Source organism: Methylobacterium sp. E-012, assembly GCF_057836545.1.
This window is the reverse complement of sequence record NZ_JBYQEY010000001.1, coordinates 5,776,196-5,798,691: the sequence shown is the minus strand read 5'-3', so window position 1 is coordinate 5,798,691 and position 22,496 is coordinate 5,776,196. Positions and strand designations below refer to the sequence as shown.

Sequence of the window (22,496 nt, the reverse complement as noted above, 5' to 3'; positions counted from 1 at the left end):
TTGATGCGGGCTTTGCGCGAGACGGCCCCCGATACGGCCTTCGGCGGGGTCGGGGGCGAGGCGATGGCGGAGGCGGGCTTCCCCTCCCTGTTCCCCCTGGATGACGTTGCGGTGATGGGCTACCTGCCGGTGCTCGCCCGCGCCCGCACGCTCCTGCGGCGGATCCGCGAGACCGCCGAGGCGGCGGTGCGCGCCCGGCCGGACGTCCTCGTGATCATCGACAGCCCCGGCTTCACCCACGCCGTAGCCAAGCGGGTGCGCAAGGCGGCCCCCGCCATCCCGATCATCGATTACGTTTCGCCGAGCGTCTGGGCGTGGCGCCCCTGGCGGGCGAAGGGCATGCGCCCGTTCATCGACCACGTGCTTGCGCTGCTGCCCTTCGAGCCCGACGCGCATCTGCGGCTCGGGGGGCCGCCCTGCACCTATGTCGGGCACCCGCTGATCGAGCGCCTGCCCGAGCTGCGCCCGGCCGGCGCGGATCTCCGGCACCGGGAGGCGGAGCCGTACAGCCTCGTGGTCCTGCCCGGGTCGCGCCGGTCCGAGATCGAGCGGCTGATGCCGGTCTTCGGACAGGCGCTCGCCCGGCTGGGGCGGGTGCTGCCGGTCGAGGCGGTGCTGCCCGCCGTGACGCGCCACCGCGCCCTGATCGAGCGCCTGTCGGCGGATTGGCCGGCTCCTGTGCGGATCGTCACCGGCGAGGCGCCGAAATACGCGGCGTTCCGCGGCGCGCGCGCGGCGCTGGCGGCCTCGGGGACCGTGACGCTGGAACTGGCGCTGGCGGGCGTCCCTATGGTCGTCGCCTACAAGGTCTCCCGGATGGAGGAGGTCATCGCCCGCCGGCTGATCCAGGTCCCGAGCATCGTTCTGCCGAACCTGATCCTCGCCGAGAACGCCATGCCGGAGTTCGTCCAGGCGGATTGCACGCCGGAACGGCTCGCCGAAGCCCTGTCGCCCCTCCTGACGGGGGGCGCGGCGCGCGCGGCGCAATGTGCGGCGCTCGCCCGGATCGACGCGCGGATGCGGCTCCGGGATGCCGACACGCCGAGCCGGGCCGCCGCGCGGATCGTGCTGGAGGCGGCCGAGCGGTCGAACGCCTAGCCCGCGCGCCGGCCGCAGCGGGTGTAGGTCACGGTGCCGCGGCTGCTCGACCAGGTCAGGTGATCGCCCTCCACCGTCAGCCGGACCTGTGACGCCCAGCGGCGGCCGCGGTCGTTGCACTCGGCCGCGGTCACCCACGCGTTTCCGGCGCGGCGCGTGTCGTGGAAGGTGCAGAGCGTGCGGCCGGCCCGAGCCTGATCCTGCGCGATCATCGCCGGGATGTAGCCCCGCCGCCGCGAGCGGGCCGCGCAGGCGTTGGGGTGCGGCCCCCAGAGGCCGACATACTCGGCGCCGACGGGCGCCGGTGCGGGACGGGACGGGGGAGCCGGCGCCCGAATGGCCTGGACGGCCGGCACCGCATCCGCGGCCGGCCCGGGGCCGGAGCCGCGCGGCCTGTCGAGGACGACCACCGGCCGCGGCGGCGGCGCCTGCCCGGAGGCGGTTTCGACGGGTGAGGCCGCTTCAGGCTTCTGGGGCCGGAAGGGCAGGTCCTCGGTGAGGTAGGCCGCGCTGTAGGCGAAGAGCCCGGCCCAGCCGATGACGAGGAGCACCGGCAGCACGTAGCGACGCCTGGACACGGAACGAGGTCCCCCGCCCGGATCCGCCAGCACCACCGCCCCCATCGTCCGACCCTCGCGTCCGTTCAGCGGCCGAAGATCCCCTTGAGGAACTGCGCCGTGCGGTTGCGCTTGCGCTTGCGTTCCAGCTCCGAGGCATCCTTCAGCCACGCCACCTGAACCACCCGCCGCTCGCCCTCGAACGGCTCGTGACCGTGCCAGGAATTGTCGGCCCGCAGGAACGCGAACATCGTCCCCATGGTCGGCGGCACCTCGACGGCGAAGGGCTCGTAGTTCCGGCCGTCGTACAGCACCCGCAGCCGGCCGGCGGCCGGCGCGTCCCAGGCGTCGTTCATGTAGACGAGGAGCGTCAGCACCTTCGAGGGGCCGTCGGTGTGGATCGAACCGTATTTCGGCTGGCTGCGCCGCATGATCGTGGTGAGCCGCGGGCAGGAGACGAGGTCGATCCCGAACTTCGCGCCCAGGATCTCCGAGAAGGCATCGCTCTCCAGCTCGTCGATCAGCGCCTTGAAGCGGCCCTTCAGGGCGACTTCGTCCACGGTGAGGTAGCCGGGCTTGGCGATGTCGGGGAAGTCGCGGCGAATCGCGTCGATCGCGTCGGGATTCAGGACGTTGCTGCCGAGGGTGTAGGCGTAGGGCTCGCGGGACACCGGCGCGGCGCGGATGGCCGAGATATCGAGGATCGAAAGGGCGGACATCGGTGGATCCCTTGGCTCCCTGGTGACGCGTCGTCTCCGGCGTGCCGGGCGGCCGTTCCAGGAATCTCATAATCCGCCGATTGCGGCGGTCCGACGGCGAAAGCCGCCCGGTGGCGCATTCCGGTGACAGTCTCCGGCCGCCCGCCCGTGCAGGATAGTGCGATGCCCGCGGACTTTCTTCCTGGGCGCATGTTGGACCCGTGTCTGATGAGGCCGCTGGCCCTCGCCTTGCTGTGCGTGCACCTCGTCGCGGTCGCGACCGGGGCGGAGGCGTTCGCCCAATCCCGGGCGCCGCGCGGCTCGATGACGGCCCGGATGACCTGCGCGGAGGCGATGGCATTGGTGAGAGGCGAGCGGGACGTGGTGATCGCCGCCGGCGCGGCGCCCGAGCGTTTCGTCAGCGGCCCCGGCCAGTGCAGCGGCTCCGAGATCGCCGAATTGCGCTTCGTGCCCACCCGCGACAACCCGCAATGCCCGATCGGCTATCATTGCCGCGAGCCGGGCTTCGAGGAATGGAACTGGTGAGCGGCCGGCCGGCGTAAATCGACGCAGGCCCGGACGATGACGAAAGTTTCACGCGACAGCGCGGGGTCACGGCCACTATCTCGCCACTGACCGGGACCAAGGGCGCCCGGTTGCGCCCCTCACCGGGCGCGTTGCGACGGGAGACACGCGTGGCCGCACTCAGGACCGGGCTCGGGATCCAGGCCGTGCTCACGGCCGTAGCCGCGCTGATCCTGCTGGCGCTGCCGGGCATCCCGAGCCCGCCGCTCTACGTCTCGCTGGCCGGATTCGCGATGGCCGGCATCCTGATCGCCTCCAACGGAATCTCCGCCTATCTGAAGGTGTTCGTCTCGGTCTACGGCGTCGGCTACCTGCTGCTCGCCGGATCGAAGACCGTCGCCGCCCTTGGCCTGCTCCCGCCGGTGGTCGCGGCCCTGCTCCCCCCGGCCTTCGCGGCCACGGGCGCGGTGGTGTTCGCCGCGATTGTGCTCGGCATCGCCTATCTCGAGCCGATCCGGGCGATCACCAACATCGCCGATCCGTACTTCGCCAACCGCGACAAACCCACCAAGGAGATCGGCCTGTTCCGCTGGTTCGGAACCACGGAGGGCCGGATCGGCCGCAACCTCGTCGCCCTGTCGATCTTCGTGAACTTCGCCGACGTGGCGCTTACGCTGCGGTTCAACTTCTTCTACCGCGACATCTACAACGCGCTGCAGGAATACGACGCCAACGCCTTCTGGTACCAGCTGCTCTGGGTGTTCGTACCGCTGGCGACCCTGAACATCGCCATCGGCATGTTCGACCTGTTCGTCGATTCCTCGCTGCTCATCCGCTGGCGCACGTGGCTGACCCACAGCCTGTACGAGCGCTGGCTCGGCAACGGCACGCATTATCGCATCCCGTTCACCGACGAGGAGGCGGACAACCCCGATCAGCGCATCCAGGCCGACGTCAACAGCTTCATCGTTCAGACGACGACCCTGTCGATCCGGCTGCTGAGCCAGGCCGCGCAGCTGGTCTCGTTCATGGTGATCCTCTGGACCCTGTCGCGCGACTTCGTCGTGCCGTTCACCGACGCGGTGATCCCGGGCTTCCTGGTCTGGCTGGTGATCGGCTACGCCGTGGTGGGCACGTGGCTCACCCACCTGATCGGTCGGCCGCTGATCGGGCTCGACTTCCGGCAGGAGCAGGTCGAGGCGAATTTCCGCTTCGCGCTCGCCCGCAACCGCATCTATTCGGAGCAGATCGCGCTGCTGCGCGGCGAGCGCGCGGAGGCCTCGCGGCTCTCGACGCTGTTCCACAGCGTCATCGACAACTACGTCGGCATCATCTTCCGCCGCATCAAGCTGATCGCCTTCACCTTCAGCTACCGGCAGGCGAGCGTGATCTTCCCGATGGTGCTGGCCGCGCCGTCCTTCTTCGCCAAGAAGATCACCCTGGGTGCCCTGCAGCAGACCTCGCAGGCCTTCGGGCAGGTGCAGAGTTCCCTGTCGTTCTTCGTCGACTCCTACACGACGCTCGCCGCCTACAAGGCCAACACCAATCGTCTCGGCTCCTTCCGGCGGGCGATGACCAAGGCCGAGGCATTGGAGACGGCCGGCTACGGCCTCGTCCAGGGCAACGACACGGCCGGCGACGTCACCGCCCGCGGCCTGGTGCTCGCCCTGCCGGACGGCCGGCCGATCGTCACCGCCGACGCGCTGACGCTGCCGCGGGGCGGCGCGACCCTGGTCACCGGGCCATCCGGATCGGGCAAGTCGACCCTGTTCCGGGCCATCGCGGGGATTTGGCCGTTCGGCAAGGGCCGGGTGGACGTGCCGGCCGGGCAATCGGCCCTGGTCCTGCCGCAGCGGCCCTACATCCCCCAGGGCACGCTCCGCGGGGCCGTTGTCTATCCGAACACCGTCGACCAGTTCTCGGACGCGGCGATCAGGGATGCCCTGACGGCGGCGCAGCTGCCCCAGCTGGCGGACCGCTTGGACGAGACCGACACGTGGGAGCGGCGGCTGTCGGGGGGCGAGCAGCAGCGGCTCGCCATCGCCCGGGCCATCCTGTCCAAGCCGGAATGGCTGTTCCTCGACGAGGCCACGGCCTCGCTGGACGAGCCCTCCGAGGCGGCGCTCTATCGGATGCTGCGCGAGCGCCTACCCGGGACGACGATCGTTTCGATCGGCCACCGCTCGACGCTGGACGCCTTCCATGACCGGCGCATCACGCTGGAGCCGGAGGGCGGCGTGTTCGTGCCGCGGTCGCGGCGGGAGCCGCTGCCCGCGGAGTGAGGCAGGCGGCCCCAGAGCGGACGCGCTCACTCCCCCCTCTGTGCGCGGGTGGGGCCATATGCGGCAGGTCGCCCTGAAGCGCGCTAAGCCCCCGTCCGCAGCCCCGCGGCCGCCCGTGCCGCCATCTCGATCGCCGCGGGATCCGGCGTGCCGGGCTTCACCACCCAGCTGCCGCCGACGCAGAGCACGGACGGGATCGCCAGCCAGTCCGGGGCGCTCGCCTCGGTGATTCCCCCCGTCGGGCAGAACCGCACCGCGCCGAACACCGCCGCGTGTGCCTTCAGCGCCTTGATCCCGCCCGCGGACTCGGCCGGGAAGAACTTGAACCGGTCGAGCCCGGAATCGAGGCCGCGCATGATGTCGGCAGCCGTGGCGACGCCCGGCAGGTAGGGGACGCCGTTCGCCTTCGCGGCGTCGGTGAGGGGCTCGGTCAGGCCCGGCGAGACGATGAATTCGGCCCCCGCCGCCAGGGCGTTGTCGAGGTCGCGGGGGTTGAGGACCGTCCCGGCCCCGACCACCGCGCCCTCGACCCGAGCCATCTCCCGGATCACGTCGAGGGCCGCCGGCGTACGCAGGGTCACCTCCAGGGCCGTGAGACCGCCCTTCACCAGGGCCTCGGCGATGGGCCGGGCCTGGGCCACGTCCTCGATCACCAGGACCGGGATGACGGGCACGGAGCGCATCAGCGCGTCGATGCTAGCCAGATCGTTCATGCTCGGCGACTCCCCTACGGTCTCAGAGGCCGGCGGCGGCGAGCATCGCCGAAGCGCCGCGCTCCGCCGTGTCGGCCCCGTAGCGCATGAAGGCGAACAGCTCCCGCCCGGTGCCCTGTGCCGGCGCCGGCGCCTCGGCCTCGGGGCGGGCGGCGAGTTCCGCGTCGTCAACCAGCACCTCCAGCAGCCCGTCGGCCGCGCTGAGCCGGACGATGTCGCCGTCACGGATCCGCCCGATCGGGCCGCCGCCGAGCGCCTCGGGGCTCAGGTGGATCGCCGCCGGCACCTTGCCGGACGCCCCCGACATGCGGCCATCCGTGACCAGGGCGACCTTGTGGCCGCGGTCCTGAAGCACGCCGAGCGGCGGGGTGAGCTTGTGCAGCTCCGGCATGCCGTTGGCCTTCGGGCCCTGGAACCGCACCACCACCACGACGTCCCGCTCCAGCTCGCCCGCCTTGAAGGCCTTGAGCACATCGTCCTGATCGGAGAACACCCGGGCCGGGGCCTCGATGGTCCGGCGGCTCTCCTCTACGGCGCTGGTCTTGAACGTCGCCCGGCCGAGATTGCCCTGCACCAGCCGCATGCCGCCGTCCGGCTGGAACGGGGTGGCGGGCCGGCGCAGCATCGCCTCGTCCAGGCTCTCCGCCACGGCGTCCTCGAAGACCAGCTCTTCTCCGGCAAGCTTGGGGTCGCGGGCATGGTCGCGCAGGGACTGGCCCGCCACCGTCAGAATGTCGTCGTGCAGGAGGCCCGCATCCAGGAGCGCGGCCATCACGAAGCTCATGCCGCCTGCGGCGTGGAAGTGGTTCACGTCGCCCGCGCCGTTCGGGTAGACCCGGGCGATCAGCGGCACCGCGTTGGACAGCTGGTCGAGATCCGCCCAGTCGATCACGATGCCGGCGGCGCGGGCGATGGCGGGCAGGTGGATCGCGTGATTGGTCGATCCGCCCGTGGCGAGCAGGCCGACCGCGGCGTTCACGATCGCCTTCTCGTCGACGCAAAGGCCGAGCGGCCGGTAATCGTTGCCGGCGCCGCCGATCTCCGTGAGCCGGTGGATCGCCGCCCGGGTCACGGCCCGGCGCAGCTTCGTGCCGGGATTGATGAAGGACGCGCCCGGCATGTGCAGGCCCATCATGTCCATCATCATCTGGTTGGAATTGGCGGTGCCGTAGAACGTGCAGGTCCCGGCGCCGTGATAGGAGGCCGACTCGGATTCGAGGAGTTCCGCGCGGCCGACCTTGCCCTCGGCGTAGAGCTGGCGGATCCGCTGCTTCTCCTTGTTGGCGAGCCCCGAGGGCATCGGCCCGGCCGGGATCAGGATCGTCGGCAGATGGCCGAAGCGGAGCGCCCCGATCAGCAGGCCCGGCACGATCTTATCGCAGATGCCGAGCAGAGCCGCGCCGTCGAACATGCCGTGGCTCAAGCCCACCGCGGTGGAGAGGGCGATCGTGTCCCTGGAGAACAGCGACAGCTCCATGCCGCTCTGGCCCTGGGTGACGCCATCGCACATGGCCGGCGTGCCGCCCGCCACCTGGGCGGTGGCGCCGCGCTCCCGGGCGAACAGCTTGATCTGCTCGGGATAGCGCCCGTAGGGCTGATGGGCCGACAGCATGTCGTTATAGGCGGTGACGATGCCGATATTCATCACCGTCCGCTCGTCGCGGATCGCCGCCTTGTCCTCGCCGGAGGCCGCGAAGCCGTGGGCGAGGTTGCCGCAGGCGAGGGTGCCGCGCCGGACCCCCGCCTCACGCTCGCGGGCGATCAGGTCGAGATAGGCGCGCCGGGTCTGGCGGGAGCGTGCCACGACACGCTCGGTGACCGCCGCGACCTCGGGATGAAGCTCGGTCATGCTCGTTCCTCCAGGCTCGGTGCAGACGGACCGCCCCCGACGGGGCCGCGACCGGCGCGGCTGCGTCGCGAGCCCATATCTAAAGGGTGCGCTGCGGGATGTAACCCGGCCGGCGCGCAACTGATGCGTGCCCTCCCTCCCCCGCTGAGGGGGAGGGGGATGCACGGATGCGGATGGTCTTTCACCGCCGCGGCGGAGATCGAAGGCGTTTCCGCCCTCAATACTCCCAGAAAATCCGCTGCAGCTCCTTGGTGTCGCTGGTCTTGGTCAGCGCCACGGCGGCCAGGATCTTGGCCTTGGCGGGGTTCAGGTCGTGGGCGACCACCCAGTCGTAGGTGTCGTCAGGCTGCTCGGCGTTGCGCAGGACGAAGCCGTCCGGCACCCGCGAGGAGCGGATCACGAGGGTGCCCTTGGAACGGATGTCCTTGAGCTTGTCCACAAGGTAGCCCGGCACCGAGCCGTTGCCGGTTCCCGCGTTGACGATCGCCTTGGCTCCGGCCTGGACCTCCGCGTCGTAGACGCCGGGGATCATGTTGCCCGAGCCGTAGACGATGCCCACCAGAGGCAGGCTGTCGATCTGGTCGATGTCGAATTCGGAACTCGTGTTGTGGCGCTTCGAGAGCGAGCGGTAGAAGTAGGTCTTGCCCTCGACCACCATGCCGAGGGGCCCCCACTGGCTGTAGAAGGCACTCGGCACGACGTTGGTCCGCTTGTTCACGTCGCGGCCGGACTGGATGTAGTCGTTCATCGTCACGGTGACGCCTTTGCCCACCGCCTCCTTGCTGGCCGCCACCGTGACGGCGTCGAGGAGGTTGAGGGCGCCGTCCGCCGAGATCGCCGTCGACGGCCGCATCGAGCCGACCACCACGATCGGCTTGTCGCTCTTCACCACGAGGTCGAGGAAGAACGAGGTCTCCTCCAGCGTGTCGGTGCCGTGGGTGACGACGACCCCGTCGACATCGTCCTGCTTTAGGAGCTGGGAGACCCGCTTGGCGAGCTGGACGAGCTGCGCGTCGGTGAAGCTCTCCGAGGCGATCTGGAAGACCTGCTCGCCGCGCACATTGGCGATGCTGCTCATCTGCGGCACGGCGGCGATCAGCTTGTCGACCGGCACCTTGGCGGCGGTGTAGGTGGCGCTGTTGGCGGCGTCGGCGCCCGCACCGGCGATCGTGCCGCCGGTGGCGAGGATGACGACGTTGGGCTTCTTCACCGCCGCCGCCGCCCCGGCCTCGGGCATCTCGCGGGCGCGGAGCGGGCTCGCCCCGAATCCGCCGGCCAGGGCCAGCGCGAAGACCGCTCCGCGCAAGGCAGGCGCCGCACCGCTTCGGCTACAGAACATCGCAGATCCTCGATGAGTGGAGGGAATGACGAGTCGGAACTCGGCGCGGGATGGTAACCGCGCCCCGGCCTGAGGCAAGGATCATGCGGGATGGAGGCGCGCAACGGATCGTTAGAGGAGCCCGGGCGTTACTGGAGTTGGTGTCCGCTCGGAGGTAAGCCCCATGCCGCATCTCGCCGGCCTGCTCGAGGAACTCGAGCGGAGCGAGCCCGCACGGGCCGCCCTGTCGATCCTGGAAAAATCCCTCGCCCGCCGCTCGGTCGAGGAGCAGAGCGCCTTCTGGCGCGCGGTCAATCTCTACTACGTCTCGCGCAAGGCCCCACCCGAGGCGACAATCCCCGCGGCCGTGGTCGCCGCGCTCGGCTGAGCGAGCGGCAACGGCTCACGCGCTCTGAACGGACGCGCCCGCTCGGGGACCGACGCGCCCGCTTCGCATCCGATCAGGCGCTCGCCGGGACAGCCGGCGGCAGACCGGCCTCGCTCCCGGCGGTGGTGGTACCACGGGTCTCGGGCATCAGCGTGAGGTAGAGGACGAAGCCCAGGCCGGCGATGGCTGCGAGCGCCAGGAACGCCGTGGAATAGCCGGCCGAGACGATGATCACCCCCGCGAAGGTCGCGCTGAGCGAGGCGCCGACCCCCTGGGCCGTGGCGACCGCGCCCTGGGCCGCGTTGAAGCGGCCGCCGCCGCGGGTGAGATCGGCCACGACGATCGGGAATAGCGCGCCGTAGACGCCGGCGCCGATCCCGTCGAGGAGCTGGACGCCGACCAGCCAGAACGGGTTGTTCGACAGGGTGTAGAGCACGCCGCGCAGGGCGAGTACGCCGAAGGCCGCGAGGAAGATCGGCTTGCGGCCGATCACGTCGGCCTTGGCGCCGACGAAGATCGCCACCGGCACCATCACGCATTGCGCGGCGACGATGCAGACGGCGATCAGGGACGTCGCGTGGTCCTTGCCCGAGAGGTGGGTGAGCAGCTGGCCCACCGAGGTCAGCATCGCCGCGTTGGCGAGGTGGAAGATCGCGCAGAGCACCGCGAACAGCAGCAAGGCCCGGTTCTGCAGCAGCGTGGCGAGGCCCGAGGGCTTCTCCTGTGTCTGCACCTCGCCCTCGGTCATGCCGCGGGCGAGGTCGTTGTCGATGGCCTCCGCCGGGACCATCAGCATAGCGCCGATCGAGAGGGCCGCCAGGATGCCCATGATCCAGAACACCACCACCGGCCCGAAGAAGTAGGCGAGGCCGCCCGCGACCGCGGCCGAGACCGCGTTGCCGGCATGGTTGAAGCCCTCGTTGCGGCCGATCCTCTTGGCGAACATTTTTGGGCCGACGACCCCCAGGGTGATCGCGGCCAGGGCCGGCGGGAAGATCGTGCCGGCGACGTGGGCGATCGATTGGGTCGCGGTCACGAGGTAGAAATTCGCGATGAACGGCAGGATCTGGCAGCTCGCCGTCACCGCGATGGCGCCGGCGATCACGATGGCGCGCTTGTGATTGGTGGCGTCGATCAACGCGCCGGCCGGTGTCTGCGCCACGAGGCCCAGGATGCCCGCGATGGTCATCACGAGGCCCGTGGTGGCCTCGTTCCAGCCCTGGTCGGGGCCGCGCACGGCGATCAGGTAGATGGCGAGGTAGGGGCCGAGCCCGTCGCGCACGTCCGCCAGGAAGAAGTTCAGCGCGTCGAGGCCGCGCAGCGCGCGCGTGGAGCGGGTCTGGCCGTCCGCATTCCGGGTCGTCGCACCCGTGGTGATGCCGCTCATCCTGGTCCAGCCCCAACGCGAAGGACGGCGGCGCCCCGATGGAGCGTCACACGCGGGGCTCGACGCCCCGGCGCAGGATCGGTTCCCTCGCTTCCCCGGCGCTACGGCGCAAGCCGGCGATTGCCTGGACGATGAAGGGCTTAGCCTCCGTCGGGCGGCTCGGAAGCGTCGTTATTTCCGACATCGGATGTCGCATCTCCGGACAGGTCGCCGCCCGCAGCGCCGAGACCGTAGCGCTCGATCTTGGCGTAGAGGAGCTGGCGCTGGATCCCCAGACGGCGGGCGGCCCGGGCCCTGTTGCCGTCCGCCGCGCGGAGCGCTGCGGCGATCATGGTCCGCTCCAGCCGGGCGACGGCGCCGGGCAGGTCGCCGGAGAGCCAGTCCGGGGGCAGCGCGTCCCCGGCCGGCCGGTCGGACCTATCCGACGGCAGGTCGAGGTCGTCGGCGTCGATCACGCCGCCGCGCACGAGCACAGCGGCCCGCTCGACCACGTTGCGCAATTCGCGGACGTTGCCGGGCCAATCGTGGGCGAGCAGGCGGGAGGCGGCGCCCCGGCTGAGGCGCTTGCCCGAGCGGGCCAGGAAGTGCTCGGCCAGCGGGACGATGTCGGCCAGGCGCTCGCGCAGCGGCGGCAGGATGATCGGCACGACGTTGAGGCGGTAATACAGATCGGCGCGGAACCGGCCCTCGGCGACGAGCGCCGGGAGGTCGCGATGGGTCGCGGCCACCAGGCGGACATCGACACGCGCCGAACGGCCGCCCAGCGGCGTGACCACGCAATCCTGGATGACTCGCAGGATCTTGGCCTGCATGGACGCCGGCATGTCGCCGATCTCGTCCAGGAACAGCGTGCCGCCCTCGGCCAGATGGAAGGCGCCGGCGCGGTCCACCGCCGCCCCGGCGAACGCCCCCCGGACATGGCCGAACAGCTCGCTCTCCAGCTGGTCCCCCGGGATCGCCGCGCAATTCACCGGGACGAAGGGGCGTGCCCGCCGGCGGGAGAAGGCGTGGAGCGCCCGGGCCACCTCCTCCTTGCCGGTGCCGGTCTCGCCCCGGATCAGCACGGTGGAGGCGGTATCGGCCACGAGTCCGATCGTCTTCTGGACCCGCCGCATCCCCGCGCTGGATCCGACGAGGCCCGGGTGATCGGCCTGCGCGGCCGGATCGGCCTCCGCCTGCCGGACGATCCGCAGCATCGCGTCCAGGGCGGCGGCGAGGTCCGCCCGGCCGATCGGCTTGGTCAGGTGGTCGTGCGCGCCCAGGCGCATCGCCTCGATGGTGTTGGCCGGGCTGGCGAAGGCGGTCAGCACGGTCACGGGTGGCCGGTCCGGCAGCGCGCAGATCCGCTCCAGCGTCGACAGGCCGTCGAGGTCGCCGGGCATGCGCAGGTCGAGGAGCACCGCCCCGACCGCGCTGTCGCGCAGCAGCGCCAAGGCCTCCGAGCCGGAGGCCGCCGGCAGGGGCATGTGTCCGAGATCGGACACGGTCTCGGCCAGCCCCTCGCGCAGGGCCGGGTCGTCGTCGACGATCAGGATGGTCGCCATGGCAGGTCCAGCAGGAAGGTGGTCTCCGGCGCGTCCTCGACCAGCCCGACCTCGCCCCGATGGGCAAGGGCGATCTCGCGTACGATCGCGAGGCCGAGCCCGGTCCCGTCCGGGCGGCCAGTGACGAAGGGCTCGAACAGGCTGGAGCGGATGGCGGGATCGATCCCGACGCCGGTATCGCTGATCCGCAGCCGCAGGCGGACCGCGCCGTCGACCGTGACGCGCTCGGCGCCGAGGCGCACCCGCCCGCCGGGCGGCGTGTTCTGCAGGGCGTTCAGCAGCAGGTTGTCCAGGGCGCGGCCGATCTGCACCCGGTCGATATGGGGCTGATCCCCCTCCGGCAGGCCGTCGACCGCGGTCTCGATCCGGACCCCGCCGGAGCCGGCGAGATCCTCGTGCAGGCTCACGCTGTCCGCCAGCAGCGGCCCGATCGCGGTCGGCGTTCGGTTGAGCGCGCGCGCCTGCGTCAGGTTCAGGAGATCGCGCAGCAGCGTGTCGACCCGGGCGATCTGGCCGAGGACGGTCCGGAGGGCGGAGGCGGCCCGATCCGGATCGCCGCTGACCAGGGCGTTCTCGGCCTTCAGCCGCATCGCGGCGATCGGGTTGCGGATCTCGTGGGCGACGCTCGCCGCGAGCCGGCCGACCGCGGCCAGGCGCTCGGCGGCCACCACCCGGGCCCGGGCCTCCCGGAGCCGGCCGCCCGCCGCGTTGAGGGCGTCTACGAGGCGGTCGAGCTCGCGCTCGCCGGTCCGGGTGAGGCGGGGCAGGTCTTCGCCGTCCGGCCGCGGCGCCGCGAGGGCGGCTTCGAGCCGGGCGATCCGGCCGGAGAACCCGTAGAGGAACCACCCGAGGAAGGCCGCCGAGCCGAGCACCGTCGCGGCCAGGAAGCCGAGCCCCGCCAGGAAGCGCGTATAGATCGGGCCGTCGTTGACGTGGGCGCGCCCCATGGCCCAGGCGGTCAGCCCCGGCTCGGGCCCGTGGAGGGGACAGGCCTGGAGCAGCAGCACCTGGGTGCGGCTGGGCCGGTTCAGCGAGACGGCGTGGTCGACGCGAAGGGCCTGGGCGTTCAGACCCGCGATCGTGTCCCGTTCGGCGGCGGGGAGATCGGTCTTCGGGCCGGTCCCCTCATAGGTCGGATAGGCGTAGGCGATCGGACCGTCCGAGGCGCCCCAGATCCCGCCCTCGATGCCCGGGAGGCGGGCGAGCGCCGCCTCGACGACCCCGGCGAGGTCGGCCTCGGCGATCGAACCGCCCCGGACGCCGACCAGGGCGGCGTAGCGGTCGATGATCTCGCGGCAGGCCCGTCCGACCGCGATATCCGCCCGGGCGACCTGGACGCCGGTGGACTGGGCGTAGACGCCGAACATCAGGTAGCCGGTCGTGACGGCGGAGGCCAGCAGCAGGACCCACAGGGCGAGCAGCCGGGTCCGCAGACTGTAGGCCGTCACGACGGCGTTCGGTCGGACACGGCGGGCCTCCTGCGGCGGCGACGAGGCCGCCCGGTGCCGATCCCTAGCGCATCGTGCCGGATCCAGGAACCGGCACGATGCGCATCGTCCTGTCCCGGAGGCCTCCGAGCGCCCGGCACCCCAGCCCGGGTGCCGGGCCTGCCGCGAGCAACGTCAAATCCGCGTCGGACGACCGCCCCCGACGCTCGAGACGCGGAAGCCGGACAGACGAACGCGCCAGAGCCTGCGACGCGATCCGGCCGTGAACGAAACCTGGCTTCATCGACGGCGAGTCAAACCAAGACCTATCGACCGGGCATGACATCGAACTGTCTGTCGACAGGGCCGGCAGAAGGACACGCCCGGTAAAAATGTTGACACACGCTGTTGTCATCGAAGATTTTGATGAGCGAAGCCGCACAACATCCGTCTCCGGATCGTGCGACCTTCGAACGCCAACCCGCGGAGCGCACCGCGTGTGCCCAATCGGAGACAGACGGTGTCACTGACGCTCGTGAACCGGGATACGCTCGACGAACTCGCGGCCGTGATCGGCCCCGACAAGCTCACGCGCATCCTGGAGCGTTTCCTCCTGTGCCTCGCCACCGCGTTCGAGGGTACGGAGCGCGGGGCGGCCGATTACGGGCGCGAGGCGCACACGCTCGTCTCGATGGCGGGGATGCTGGGCTGCGACGCGTTTTCCCGGGCCTGCCGCGATCTCGAGGAAACCGCCCAGGCGGGCGACGACCTGACGGACCGGCTGGCCGATGTCGGGCACCTGCGCGACCACACGCTCGTGGCCCTGCAGGCGTTGAAAGCGTCGGTCGAAGCCGATCCCGATCAGCCCACCGTGACCGCTTCGAGCGGCGCCTCGAAGAGCAGGACCGCCCCTTCCGGCGGGTAGCTGAGCAGCGCCGTGCCGCCGGACCCGTGCGCGAGGCTGCGGGCGATCAGGCGGGTGCCGAAGCCGCTGCGGGTCGGCGGCGTCACGGGCGGGCCGCCGGTCTCCTCCCAGCGGAAGCGCAGGCGCGGCCCCCCATCCGCCTCGGTCACCTCCCAGGTGATGCCGACCTTGCCTCCGGCGACGGAGAGCGCGCCGTACTTGGCCGCGTTGGTCCCGAGTTCGTGCAGCATCAGCGCCAGGGTCAGGCCCTGACGCGGTCCCAGGGTCAGGTCGGGCCCGACCACCCGGAAGCGGCCGCTCATGCCGTCGTCGTGCAGGGAGACCGCACCCTCGACCAGACCGACCAGCGAGGCCCGGGCGAACGAACCCTGGAGGAGCACGTCGTGGGCCCTGGCGAGCGCCAGCAGGCGCGCTGCCAGGGCCTCGCCCGCCGCCTCCAGCGAGACCGCATTGCGCATGGTCTGCGCCGCGACGGCCTGGACCATCGCCATGGTGTTCTTCATCCGGTGGGCGAGTTCCTGCATCAGCAGCGTCTGGCGCGCGTCGGCGACCTTCAGTTCGGTGATGTCGCGGGAGACCGCGAGGATGCGTTCGCGGCAGCCGGGCGTGGCGCCGATCGGCGTGACCGCCACGTCCCACCACCGGACGGCGTGACCCACAGCGAGTTGCGCCTGGAAGCGGCTCGGGTGGCCAGCCCGGGCGAGATCCACGGCGGCTGCCGCGGCCTCGCGATCTTCCGGCCGGGTCCACACGTCGATCCAGGGGCGACCGATCGCCTCCGCCTCGTCGGCGACGCCGGACAGGGCCGGACCGCCCTCCGTGGCGGTGATCAGGCGCCCGTCATGGGCGAGCAGTTCCAGGTAGTCGTTGAAGGCCAGCGGCGATGCCGCCGGCCGGAACCCCACGGACGGCCCCCCGGCTTGGAGGCCAGCCGCCCGGTCACCCGGCAGCGCGACCGCAGCGTTCTGGGCCCGCTCGATCGCCAAACGTCCGGCCTCGACGCGGCTCGCGGCCTCGACGATGCGGCCGAGCCGCCGGCTGCGCTGCCGCTCCCGGTCGGCCTGTGCGGCCGCTTGCGCGAGCTGGTCGCGCAGGCGGGCATTCTCGGCTTCGAGGATATCGAGGCGCCGCGCCGCCCCATCGCCCCACGGCAACACGATGACCGTATCCACCGCCCGCCCCCCATCGTTGCCCGGCGACGCGCTCGCGCACGGGGCCGGCTGTCCATCGATGCGCGGGCGCGGCGACGCGAGGTCGAACGCGGGGATGCACCGGCGGTTTCGACCGCTTCTGGTGCGGGGTCCCCGCCCGCGGACGAACGAATCGTCGGATGGGTCACGCTAACACGCCGGGGGGGGTTATCAATCCAGACATGTATTCGCCGGCGGGCGAAAACTTGTCGCGCGGCGGGGCTCGGTGACGAACTCGGTTACTTGTTGCGCATCAGCAGGACGAGCCAGCCGATCCCGAGCACGAAGATAATCAAGCCGATCGAGACGAAGACCGGTGTGCCGAGGTCGATGAGGCGCGGCGCCAGCTGGGTGGCGAAGGCCGCGACCACCAGGGCCACCGCCACCCGGGCGGCGGCGCGCTCGATGCCGCGGGTGACCTTGTCGAGGCCCTTGATCTCGATCTCCACGGTGACGCGGCCCTGCTTGAGCCGCACCAGCATCAGGTGGATCAGGGTTGGCAGCTCCGAGGCCGCCCCGTAGAGGCCGACGCCGAGCGCCTCGGCCTTCTGCTTGAGGGCCGAGAGCGAGAACTGCGTCTGCATGCTCGCCTTGACGGTGGGGCCGGCCGCCGCGAACAGGTCGAAATCCGGATCGAGGTGGCGCATCACACCGTCGGCGGTGACCAGCCCCTTGAACAGGATGGCGAGGTCCGTGGGCATCGCGAGGTCGTTCTCGCGGGCCATGTTCATGAAGTCGGTGAGCACCAGCCCGAGGTTCAATGGAATCGAGGAATGGCTCTCCACGAAGGACGTGGCCGAGACCTGGAGCCGGGTGAGGTCGGGGTTGCTGGTTCCGGTCCAGTCGAGCAGCACCGCCATCAGGCCGTCCGCATCCTGCTTGAGCATCGCGCCGATCAGCACCAGCAATTGCGAGCGCCGGCGCTGTGACAACCGGCCGATGATGCCGAAATCGATGAAGCCGATCTTGTTGCCCGGCATCGCCAGCATGTTGCCCGGATGCGGATCGGCGTGGAACACGCCCTCGATCAGCGCCATCTGCAGGAACGCGTCGGTGCCCTTCTGGGCGAGCAGCTTCTTGTCGAGACCGGCCGCGCGCAGCGCCGCATCGTCGTTCGGCGGGATGCCGTGGACGAAATCCTGAACCAGGACCCGCTCGGAACAGTACTCCCAGTGGATCTTCGGGAAGACGATGTCGTCGCGGTCCACGAAGATCTGCGCCAGCAGCTCGCAGTTGCGCGCCTCGTTGAGCAAGTCGAGCTCGCCGTTCAGCCCGTCGGCGAGGTGGCGCATCTGCTCCCGCGGCTGGTAGCGGGCCATGTCGGGCCACTCGTTCTCGACGATGCGGGCGCCGTGGGCCATCAGGCGCAGATCCGCCTCGATGATCTTGCGCAGGTTCGGCCGCAGGACCTTGACGATCACGTCCTCGCCCGAGTGCAGCCGTGCCCGGTAGACCTGGGCGATCGACGCGGAGGCGATGGGGTTCGTGTCGAACTCGGCGAAGATCTCAGTCGGCGAGCCGCCGAGATCCAGCTCGAGCTGCGGCCCGATCTGCTCCCAGGTCACCGGCACGACCTGGCTGTGGAGCTTCTGCAGCTCCTCGGTCCAGGTCGGCGACAGCAGGTCCGGCCGGCTCGCCAGCACCTGCCCGAACTTGATGAAGGTCGGCCCGAGCGCCTCGATCGCCCGGCGCAGCCGCTCCGGCTCCGACAGGCGGGTGACGTCGACCCGGGGCTGGCGGCGGGGCAGCAGCGGCAGGTAGCGCAAGCCTAGGCGGTCCACGACGCGGGTGACGCCGAAGCCGATCAGGATGCTCGCGATCTCCGACAGCCGTTGACGGTCGCGGGCGGCAACGAAGGCTGTCTTCAGCATGGAGGGCGCGATCCGTTCGGACGGGATTGGGCGTCCGGACAGCACGAGCATAAGGACTTTTTTGCGGTCGCGAAGCGCGGGAGCCCGTGGCCCCGGACGATATCGGTCCCGCGCCCGATCGCCTCAGCGCGGCGGCGCCGCCGCCGGGAGGGGCACCGGTCCCGCGCCGCCCCGCGTCGCGCCGAACCGCGCGTTGACCACGAGCAGCGTCACGATCACCGCCGAGAAGGCCAGGGCCGCGAGGAAATACAGACCGGCCTCGAAACTGCCGCTGCTCTCGCGGATCCAGCCGACGATGGACGGCGCGACGAAGCCGCCGAGATTGCCCACGCAGTTGATCAGCGCGATGCCCCCCGCCGCCGCGCTGCCGCTCAGGAACACCGGCGGCAGCGCCCAGAACGGCGCCTTGCCGCCGTAGAGGCCCGCCGCGGCCACCGCCATGAACGCCACGGCCCAGAGCGAGCCCGTGGCGAAGCCGGCCAGCGCCAGGCCCACCGCGGTCAGCAGCAGGGCGCCCGCCAGTGTCAGGCGCCGGTCGTCGGTCCGGTCGGAGATCCAGCCGATGGTCAGTCCGCCGACCACCCCGAAGACGTAAGGCACCGCGGTCATCAGGCCGGTCTGCATGTCCGACAGGCCGGTGCTCTTGAGGATCTGCGGCAGGAAGAATGCCAGGCCGAGATTGGCCCCGGTATTGGCGAAGTAGATGAACGACAGGGCGATCAGCCGCGGGTCGGCGATCGCCTTGCGCAGGCTGGTGCCGTGGGCTCCCGCCACCGCCCGCTGCTCCGCGTCGATCAGGGTCTGCAGGGCGGTCCGGTCGGCGGGGGCGAGCCAGGCGGCATCCTTGGGCCGGTCCGGGATCAGCGCCAGGAAGACGAAGCCGAACAGCGTCGTCGGGATGCCCTCCAGCAGGAACAGCCATTGCCAGCCCTTCAGGCCCAGGAGCCCGTCGAGCTGCAGGATCGTGGTCGAGAGCGGCGCGCCGATGGCCAGGGAGACCGGGATCCCCACCGCGAAGGCGCCGAAGATCCGCGCGCGGTAGGCCTTGGGGAACCAGTAGGTCAGGTACAGGATGACGCCGGGGTAGAACCCGGCCTCGGCGGCACCGAGCAGGAAGCGCAGGACGAGAAAGCTGGTGGCGCCCTGCACGAACATCATCGCCGCGGAGAGCAGGCCCCAGCTGATCATGATCCGGGCGATCCAGCGCCGGGCGCCGACCTTCTCCAGGATCAGGTTGCTCGGCACCTCGAAGAGAAAATAGCCGATGAAGAAGATCCCGGCGCCGAGGCCGAACACGGCCGGGCCGATCCCGAGGTCGGCGTTCATCCGCAGGGCCGCGAAGCCGACGTTGATCCGGTCGACATAGGCCATGACGTAGCCGATGAAGAGCAGCGGCATCAGCCTGAAGAAGACCTGCCGGACGATCCGGTCCTGTTCGCTCGGGGCCATGGTGTCCTCGTGGTTTCTCGGTTGTTGTCCGCCCGTGCCGTCATCGTGAGCCCAGGGACGTCATCTGGAGACGCGAGAGGGTCGGGGTCCCGCGCCGCATCGGCTCGCTCGGCTGCGCCCCCGAAAACGGGGACCCGTCGGGTGCGGGCGGTCAGAAGGCCGGCTCGAGACCGCTGATGCGGTAGGCCGATGCCGCTTCCGGCGTGGTCAGGCCGGCGAGGAAGCGCAGGGCGCCGGCGCGGTCGGTGGCACCGCGCAGGATCGCGGCCGAGAAGGTCGTGACCTCCTGCACCGGGTCGGGCAGGGGGCCGACCACCTCGATGCCCGGCACCACCATCAGCTCGCTGATCTGCTGGACCGCGATGTCGGCCTCGCCGGAGACGAGCTTCTCCGCGGTGAAGCCCTGCGGGATGATGGTCGCGCGGGCGTTGACCGCCTCGGCGAGGCCGAGCCGCGGCAGGAGGCCCGCGAAGTAGATCCCGCTGGCGCCGGTGCGCGAGTAGGCCACGGACCGCGCCGCGACCAGCGTGCGCTTGAGCGCGTCGACGGTGGCGATATCGGGATGGTCCGCGCCGGCCTTCACGGCGATGCCATAGCGGGAGCGCACCGCGTCGACCCGGCTCTCCGCCTCGATGCGGCCGTCGGCGATCAGGCGGTCCATGGCGTCGGACAGGACCAGGACCGCGTCGGCCGTCTCGCCGGCCTCGATCGCCGTCATGATGACGGCGGTCGGCGCCCAGTGGATTGCCACCCGGCCCCCGGCCGCCTCGAAGGCGGGGACGACGTGCGCGTCGAAGGCGCCACGCACCACCAGCGCGCATTTCAGCCGCGTCGCGTTCTGCTCGTCCGCCATGCCGTGTCCCATCGCTTTCTGAGAAACTGTCGACTCAAGGGTCGATCCGGCCCTGTTCGAGAGAGCTGGATCTCGAACGCGACCTCATCCTGAGGTGCCCCCAGCCTGCCGCGCAATCCCTGGAGCTCTCCGCCGAGGCTGCTGCGCAGCGCTTCAGGATGGGGGTGCGTTCGGGAGATCCCGGGTGAAACAGCCGTCCTGCTGTCACCGCGGAGGTTCCGTCCGGGAATAGTCCATCCCCGTGAAGCCGCCGCCCTGGTGGCGCTCCACCACCGGGTTGCCGCTGGTCTTGCCCTCCAGGGCCGCCGCGTAGGAATCGGCGCTGTCCTGGGGCGCCCAGCCGATGATCGCGCGGCCGTCCTGCCGCCACCAGGTCATGCGGCGGTTGTTCGAGGCGCCCCAGATCACCACCGAGCCCTTGGGCCCGAGGCTCGGCGCCAGGGTCGCCCGCACGACCAGGCGGGTCAGGTCGGCGTAGGACAGCCAGGTGGCGAGCATCCGCGCGTCGGTGGGCTCCGGGAAGCAGGAGCCGATGCGCAGGAAGGCGCTCTCGACCCCGTGCTTGTCGCGATAGAGGCCGCCCATCAGCTCGCCATAAGCCTTGGACAGGCCGTAATAGCCGTCCGGCGCCAGGGCGCAGTCGTCGTCCAATGCCTCGGACCGCTCGTGGAACCCGATCGCGTGGTTCGACGAGGCGAACACCATCCGGGCCCCCTCCCGGCGGGCCGCCTCGTAGGCGTGGTAGAGGCCGCGGATATTGGGACCGATCACCGTCTCGAACGGGTGCTCCACCGAGATCCCGCCGAAGTGGAGGATCGTGCCGCAGCCCTCGGCTAGGCGCAGGATCGCGGGCCCGTCCTCCAGATCGGCCAGCTGGAAGCGCGCCCCCTCCGGCAGCGGATCGGGGAAGGGCACCCGGTCGGTGAGCCGGAGCGCCCAGCCCTCCGCGCCGAGGGCCCGGGTCAGTACCCGCCCGAGGGCGCCGGAGGCCCCGGTGAGCAGGACGGGTCTGTGCGGGACGGGTTCGGCACGCATGGGATGCTGCTCCAGGATCAGGCGGCCTTGGCCGCGTTCAGGGGCCCGGCCGCCTCCGGGACGCGGGGCCGCCGCACGAAGATCGCCATGGCGACGACGCCGGCGGCGGCGATCAGGGCCGCGATCACGAAGGCGCTGGCGTAGCCGCCGAGATGCTGCACGGCGAGGCCGGTGGCGGTGGGCCCGATGATGCCGGAGATGTTGCTCAGCAGGTGGATGAAGCCGCTCACGCCCCCGACCCGCGCCTCCGGCACCAGCTCGTGGATCGTCGCCCAGCAGGATTGCACCGAACTCGTCAGCATCAGCACGGCCAGGGCGATGAGCGCGACCGCCATGGCGGTGCTTCCCGCACCGTTGACCGCGATCAGCGCGAACCCCGCAACGGCGAGCGGCACGATCGTGGTGATCTTCCGGGCCGCCAGCTTGTCGCCCATGCGCGTGTAGACGAGATCGGCGATCACGCCCCCGCCGACATACCCGACGAAACCGCAGGCCCAGGGAATCGCGGCGACCAGCGCCATCTCCTTGACCGGCATGTGCAGGGCGTCGGTGAGGTAGCTCGGGAGCCACGAGAGGAAGATGTAGAGGGTGTAGTTCACCGCGAACATGCCGAGCCCGAGCGACAGCGTGCTCGGCAGGAACAGGTAATCGCGCAGGGAGCGCGCGTGGTCGGACGGCGCGAGATGGGTCACCGCCCGGCTGCGCTCAACGAGGGCGACCTCCTCCGGACCGACCCGGGGATTGTCCTGGGGCCGGTCGGTCATCAAGAGGCGCCAAGCCACGACCCAGAGCAGCCCCAAGGCGCCGATCGCCACGAACGCCACCCGCCAGCCGTACTGGATGGCCAGCAGGCCGACCACCGGGGCCGCGACGGCGCTGCCCACGGTCTGGCCCGAGAAGGTGAATCCGATGGTCCGGGCGGTCTCCTCGCGGGGGAACCACGTGGTGATGGTCCGGTTCGTGGTCGAGTTCATCGGCCCCTCGGCGAAGCCGAACAGGGCGCGGACCACGAACATCTGGGTGAAGCCGGTCACGGCGCCGGTGAGCATGCACAGGATCGACCAGGCGGCGGCGGCCCAGCTGTAGACGCTGCGCGGGCCGTAGCGGTCGGCGAGCTGGCCGCCCACGAAGGCGAAGATCGCGTATCCGAAGAAGAATGTGCTGAAGATGACGCCCAGTTCCGAGGGCGACAGGTTCAGGTCCTGCTTCACGAACGGCGCCGCCACGCCGAGCGCGGCGCGGTCCATGTAATTGATGATCCCGGCGATGAATAGCAGGATCGCGATCAGGAACCTGTAGCGCTTATCGAACATGGCGTTTCCTCCGGGATTGTTCTGATTTTTCTTATTGATTTGTTTTTATAGGCTTATTTTAAAGTATAGCTGCG

General features: G+C 70.8%; 19 protein-coding genes. 5 read left to right on the top strand and 14 right to left on the bottom strand.

Annotated features, from left to right (window positions below):
- Positions 1 to 3: 3 nt before the first annotated feature.
- A complete protein-coding gene (gene lpxB, locus AC3IF1_RS27775; RefSeq protein WP_489220492.1) occupies positions 4 to 1,098 on the top strand; it encodes a lipid-A-disaccharide synthase in 1,095 nt (364 codons plus the stop codon).
- Here the strand turns inward: lpxB and AC3IF1_RS27770 are convergent.
- Positions 1,095 to 1,676 carry a peptidase inhibitor family I36 protein gene (locus tag AC3IF1_RS27770; protein WP_489220193.1) on the bottom strand — a complete coding sequence of 194 codons (582 nt, stop codon included), beginning with the start codon at positions 1,674 to 1,676 and terminating at the stop codon, positions 1,095 to 1,097. The genes lpxB and AC3IF1_RS27770 overlap by 4 nt on opposite strands.
- A 65-nt stretch (positions 1,677 to 1,741) precedes the next feature.
- Complete coding sequence (locus AC3IF1_RS27765; RefSeq protein WP_489220192.1) at positions 1,742 to 2,374, bottom strand: 2OG-Fe(II) oxygenase; 633 nt, start codon at positions 2,372 to 2,374, stop codon at positions 1,742 to 1,744.
- 207 nt (positions 2,375 to 2,581) lie between these two features.
- On the opposite strand from AC3IF1_RS27765, the gene AC3IF1_RS27760 reads away from it, so the two are divergent.
- On the top strand, positions 2,582 to 2,899 hold the full coding sequence (locus AC3IF1_RS27760) for a hypothetical protein (RefSeq protein WP_243969173.1): 318 nt from the start codon (positions 2,582 to 2,584) through the stop codon (positions 2,897 to 2,899).
- A 149-nt stretch (positions 2,900 to 3,048) separates the two neighbouring features.
- On the top strand, positions 3,049 to 5,160 hold the full coding sequence (locus AC3IF1_RS27755; protein WP_489220191.1) for an ABC transporter ATP-binding protein/permease: 2,112 nt from the start codon (positions 3,049 to 3,051) through the stop codon (positions 5,158 to 5,160).
- An 83-nt stretch (positions 5,161 to 5,243) separates the two neighbouring features.
- Here AC3IF1_RS27755 and eda read toward each other — a convergent pair whose 3' ends face one another.
- From eda to AC3IF1_RS27740, 3 genes are all read right to left on the bottom strand, one after another.
- Positions 5,244 to 5,873, bottom strand: coding sequence for a bifunctional 4-hydroxy-2-oxoglutarate aldolase/2-dehydro-3-deoxy-phosphogluconate aldolase (gene eda, locus AC3IF1_RS27750; protein ID WP_489220190.1), 630 nt, complete (start codon positions 5,871 to 5,873; stop codon positions 5,244 to 5,246).
- Between the two features lie 22 nt (positions 5,874 to 5,895).
- Positions 5,896 to 7,722 carry a phosphogluconate dehydratase gene (edd, locus tag AC3IF1_RS27745; protein WP_489220189.1) on the bottom strand — a complete coding sequence of 609 codons (1,827 nt, stop codon included), beginning with the start codon at positions 7,720 to 7,722 and terminating at the stop codon, positions 5,896 to 5,898.
- A gap of 217 nt (positions 7,723 to 7,939) precedes the next feature.
- Entirely contained in the window at positions 7,940 to 9,061 is a 1,122-nt protein-coding gene (locus AC3IF1_RS27740) for an asparaginase (RefSeq protein ID WP_489220188.1), read from the bottom strand.
- 163 nt (positions 9,062 to 9,224) lie between these two features.
- Here AC3IF1_RS27740 and AC3IF1_RS27735 point away from each other — a divergent pair, with 163 nt between their 5' ends.
- On the top strand, positions 9,225 to 9,428 hold the full coding sequence (locus tag AC3IF1_RS27735) for a hypothetical protein (RefSeq protein ID WP_489220187.1): 204 nt from the start codon (positions 9,225 to 9,227) through the stop codon (positions 9,426 to 9,428).
- A 73-nt stretch (positions 9,429 to 9,501) separates the two neighbouring features.
- Here AC3IF1_RS27735 and AC3IF1_RS27730 read toward each other — a convergent pair whose 3' ends face one another.
- From AC3IF1_RS27730 to AC3IF1_RS27720, 3 genes are all read right to left on the bottom strand, one after another.
- Positions 9,502 to 10,815, bottom strand: a complete 1,314-nt coding sequence (locus AC3IF1_RS27730) for an MFS transporter (protein ID WP_489220186.1) — start codon at positions 10,813 to 10,815, stop codon at positions 9,502 to 9,504.
- A gap of 140 nt (positions 10,816 to 10,955) precedes the next feature.
- Positions 10,956 to 12,359, bottom strand: coding sequence for a sigma-54-dependent transcriptional regulator (locus tag AC3IF1_RS27725; protein ID WP_489220185.1), 1,404 nt, complete (start codon positions 12,357 to 12,359; stop codon positions 10,956 to 10,958).
- Positions 12,344 to 13,807 carry a sensor histidine kinase gene (locus AC3IF1_RS27720; protein ID WP_489220184.1) on the bottom strand — a complete coding sequence of 488 codons (1,464 nt, stop codon included), beginning with the start codon at positions 13,805 to 13,807 and terminating at the stop codon, positions 12,344 to 12,346. Before AC3IF1_RS27720 ends, AC3IF1_RS27725 begins: the two co-directional genes overlap by 16 nt.
- A gap of 499 nt (positions 13,808 to 14,306) precedes the next feature.
- Between AC3IF1_RS27720 and AC3IF1_RS27715 the strand changes: the two genes are divergently transcribed.
- Entirely contained in the window at positions 14,307 to 14,711 is a 405-nt protein-coding gene (locus AC3IF1_RS27715) for an Hpt domain-containing protein (RefSeq protein WP_489220183.1), read from the top strand.
- On the opposite strand, the gene AC3IF1_RS27710 is transcribed toward AC3IF1_RS27715, so the two are convergent.
- The 6 genes from AC3IF1_RS27710 to AC3IF1_RS27685 form a co-directional block, all read right to left on the bottom strand.
- Complete coding sequence (locus AC3IF1_RS27710; RefSeq protein ID WP_489220182.1) at positions 14,648 to 15,883, bottom strand: sensor histidine kinase; 1,236 nt, start codon at positions 15,881 to 15,883, stop codon at positions 14,648 to 14,650. The two genes, AC3IF1_RS27715 and AC3IF1_RS27710, sit on opposite strands and share 64 nt — an antisense overlap.
- Before the next feature lie 257 nt (positions 15,884 to 16,140).
- Positions 16,141 to 17,772, bottom strand: coding sequence for an ABC1 kinase family protein (locus AC3IF1_RS27705; RefSeq protein WP_243969155.1), 1,632 nt, complete (start codon positions 17,770 to 17,772; stop codon positions 16,141 to 16,143).
- A gap of 123 nt (positions 17,773 to 17,895) precedes the next feature.
- Positions 17,896 to 19,221: an MFS transporter gene (locus AC3IF1_RS27700; protein ID WP_489220181.1), complete on the bottom strand. Its 1,326-nt coding sequence runs from the start codon at positions 19,219 to 19,221 to the stop codon at positions 17,896 to 17,898.
- A 151-nt stretch (positions 19,222 to 19,372) separates the two neighbouring features.
- Positions 19,373 to 20,074, bottom strand: coding sequence for a molybdate ABC transporter substrate-binding protein (locus AC3IF1_RS27695; protein WP_489220180.1), 702 nt, complete (start codon positions 20,072 to 20,074; stop codon positions 19,373 to 19,375).
- A gap of 204 nt (positions 20,075 to 20,278) precedes the next feature.
- Entirely contained in the window at positions 20,279 to 21,109 is an 831-nt protein-coding gene (locus AC3IF1_RS27690) for an NAD-dependent epimerase/dehydratase family protein (RefSeq protein WP_489220179.1), read from the bottom strand.
- 17 nt (positions 21,110 to 21,126) lie between these two features.
- A complete protein-coding gene (locus tag AC3IF1_RS27685) occupies positions 21,127 to 22,422 on the bottom strand; it encodes an MFS transporter (protein WP_489220178.1) in 1,296 nt (431 codons plus the stop codon).
- Positions 22,423 to 22,496 lie beyond the last annotated feature (74 nt).

Excerpts from the sequence above, each read along its gene's own strand:
- lpxB (WP_489220492.1), top strand. The coding sequence starts at position 4 with ATGCGGGCTTTGCGCGAGACGGCCCCCGATACGGCCTTCGGCGGGGTC.
- AC3IF1_RS27765 (WP_489220192.1), bottom strand. The coding sequence starts at position 2,374 with ATGTCCGCCCTTTCGATCCTCGATATCTCGGCCATCCGCGCCGCGCCG.
- AC3IF1_RS27760 (WP_243969173.1), top strand. The coding sequence starts at position 2,582 with ATGAGGCCGCTGGCCCTCGCCTTGCTGTGCGTGCACCTCGTCGCGGTC.
- eda (WP_489220190.1), bottom strand. The coding sequence starts at position 5,873 with ATGAACGATCTGGCTAGCATCGACGCGCTGATGCGCTCCGTGCCCGTC.
- edd (WP_489220189.1), bottom strand. The coding sequence starts at position 7,722 with ATGACCGAGCTTCATCCCGAGGTCGCGGCGGTCACCGAGCGTGTCGTG.
- AC3IF1_RS27740 (WP_489220188.1), bottom strand. The coding sequence starts at position 9,061 with ATGTTCTGTAGCCGAAGCGGTGCGGCGCCTGCCTTGCGCGGAGCGGTC.
- AC3IF1_RS27735 (WP_489220187.1), top strand. The coding sequence starts at position 9,225 with ATGCCGCATCTCGCCGGCCTGCTCGAGGAACTCGAGCGGAGCGAGCCC.
- AC3IF1_RS27730 (WP_489220186.1), bottom strand. The coding sequence starts at position 10,815 with ATGAGCGGCATCACCACGGGTGCGACGACCCGGAATGCGGACGGCCAG.
- AC3IF1_RS27725 (WP_489220185.1), bottom strand. The coding sequence starts at position 12,359 with ATGGCGACCATCCTGATCGTCGACGACGACCCGGCCCTGCGCGAGGGG.
- AC3IF1_RS27705 (WP_243969155.1), bottom strand. The coding sequence starts at position 17,772 with ATGCTGAAGACAGCCTTCGTTGCCGCCCGCGACCGTCAACGGCTGTCG.
- AC3IF1_RS27700 (WP_489220181.1), bottom strand. The coding sequence starts at position 19,221 with ATGGCCCCGAGCGAACAGGACCGGATCGTCCGGCAGGTCTTCTTCAGG.
- AC3IF1_RS27695 (WP_489220180.1), bottom strand. The coding sequence starts at position 20,074 with ATGGCGGACGAGCAGAACGCGACGCGGCTGAAATGCGCGCTGGTGGTG.
- AC3IF1_RS27690 (WP_489220179.1), bottom strand. The coding sequence starts at position 21,109 with ATGCGTGCCGAACCCGTCCCGCACAGACCCGTCCTGCTCACCGGGGCC.
- AC3IF1_RS27685 (WP_489220178.1), bottom strand. The coding sequence starts at position 22,422 with ATGTTCGATAAGCGCTACAGGTTCCTGATCGCGATCCTGCTATTCATC.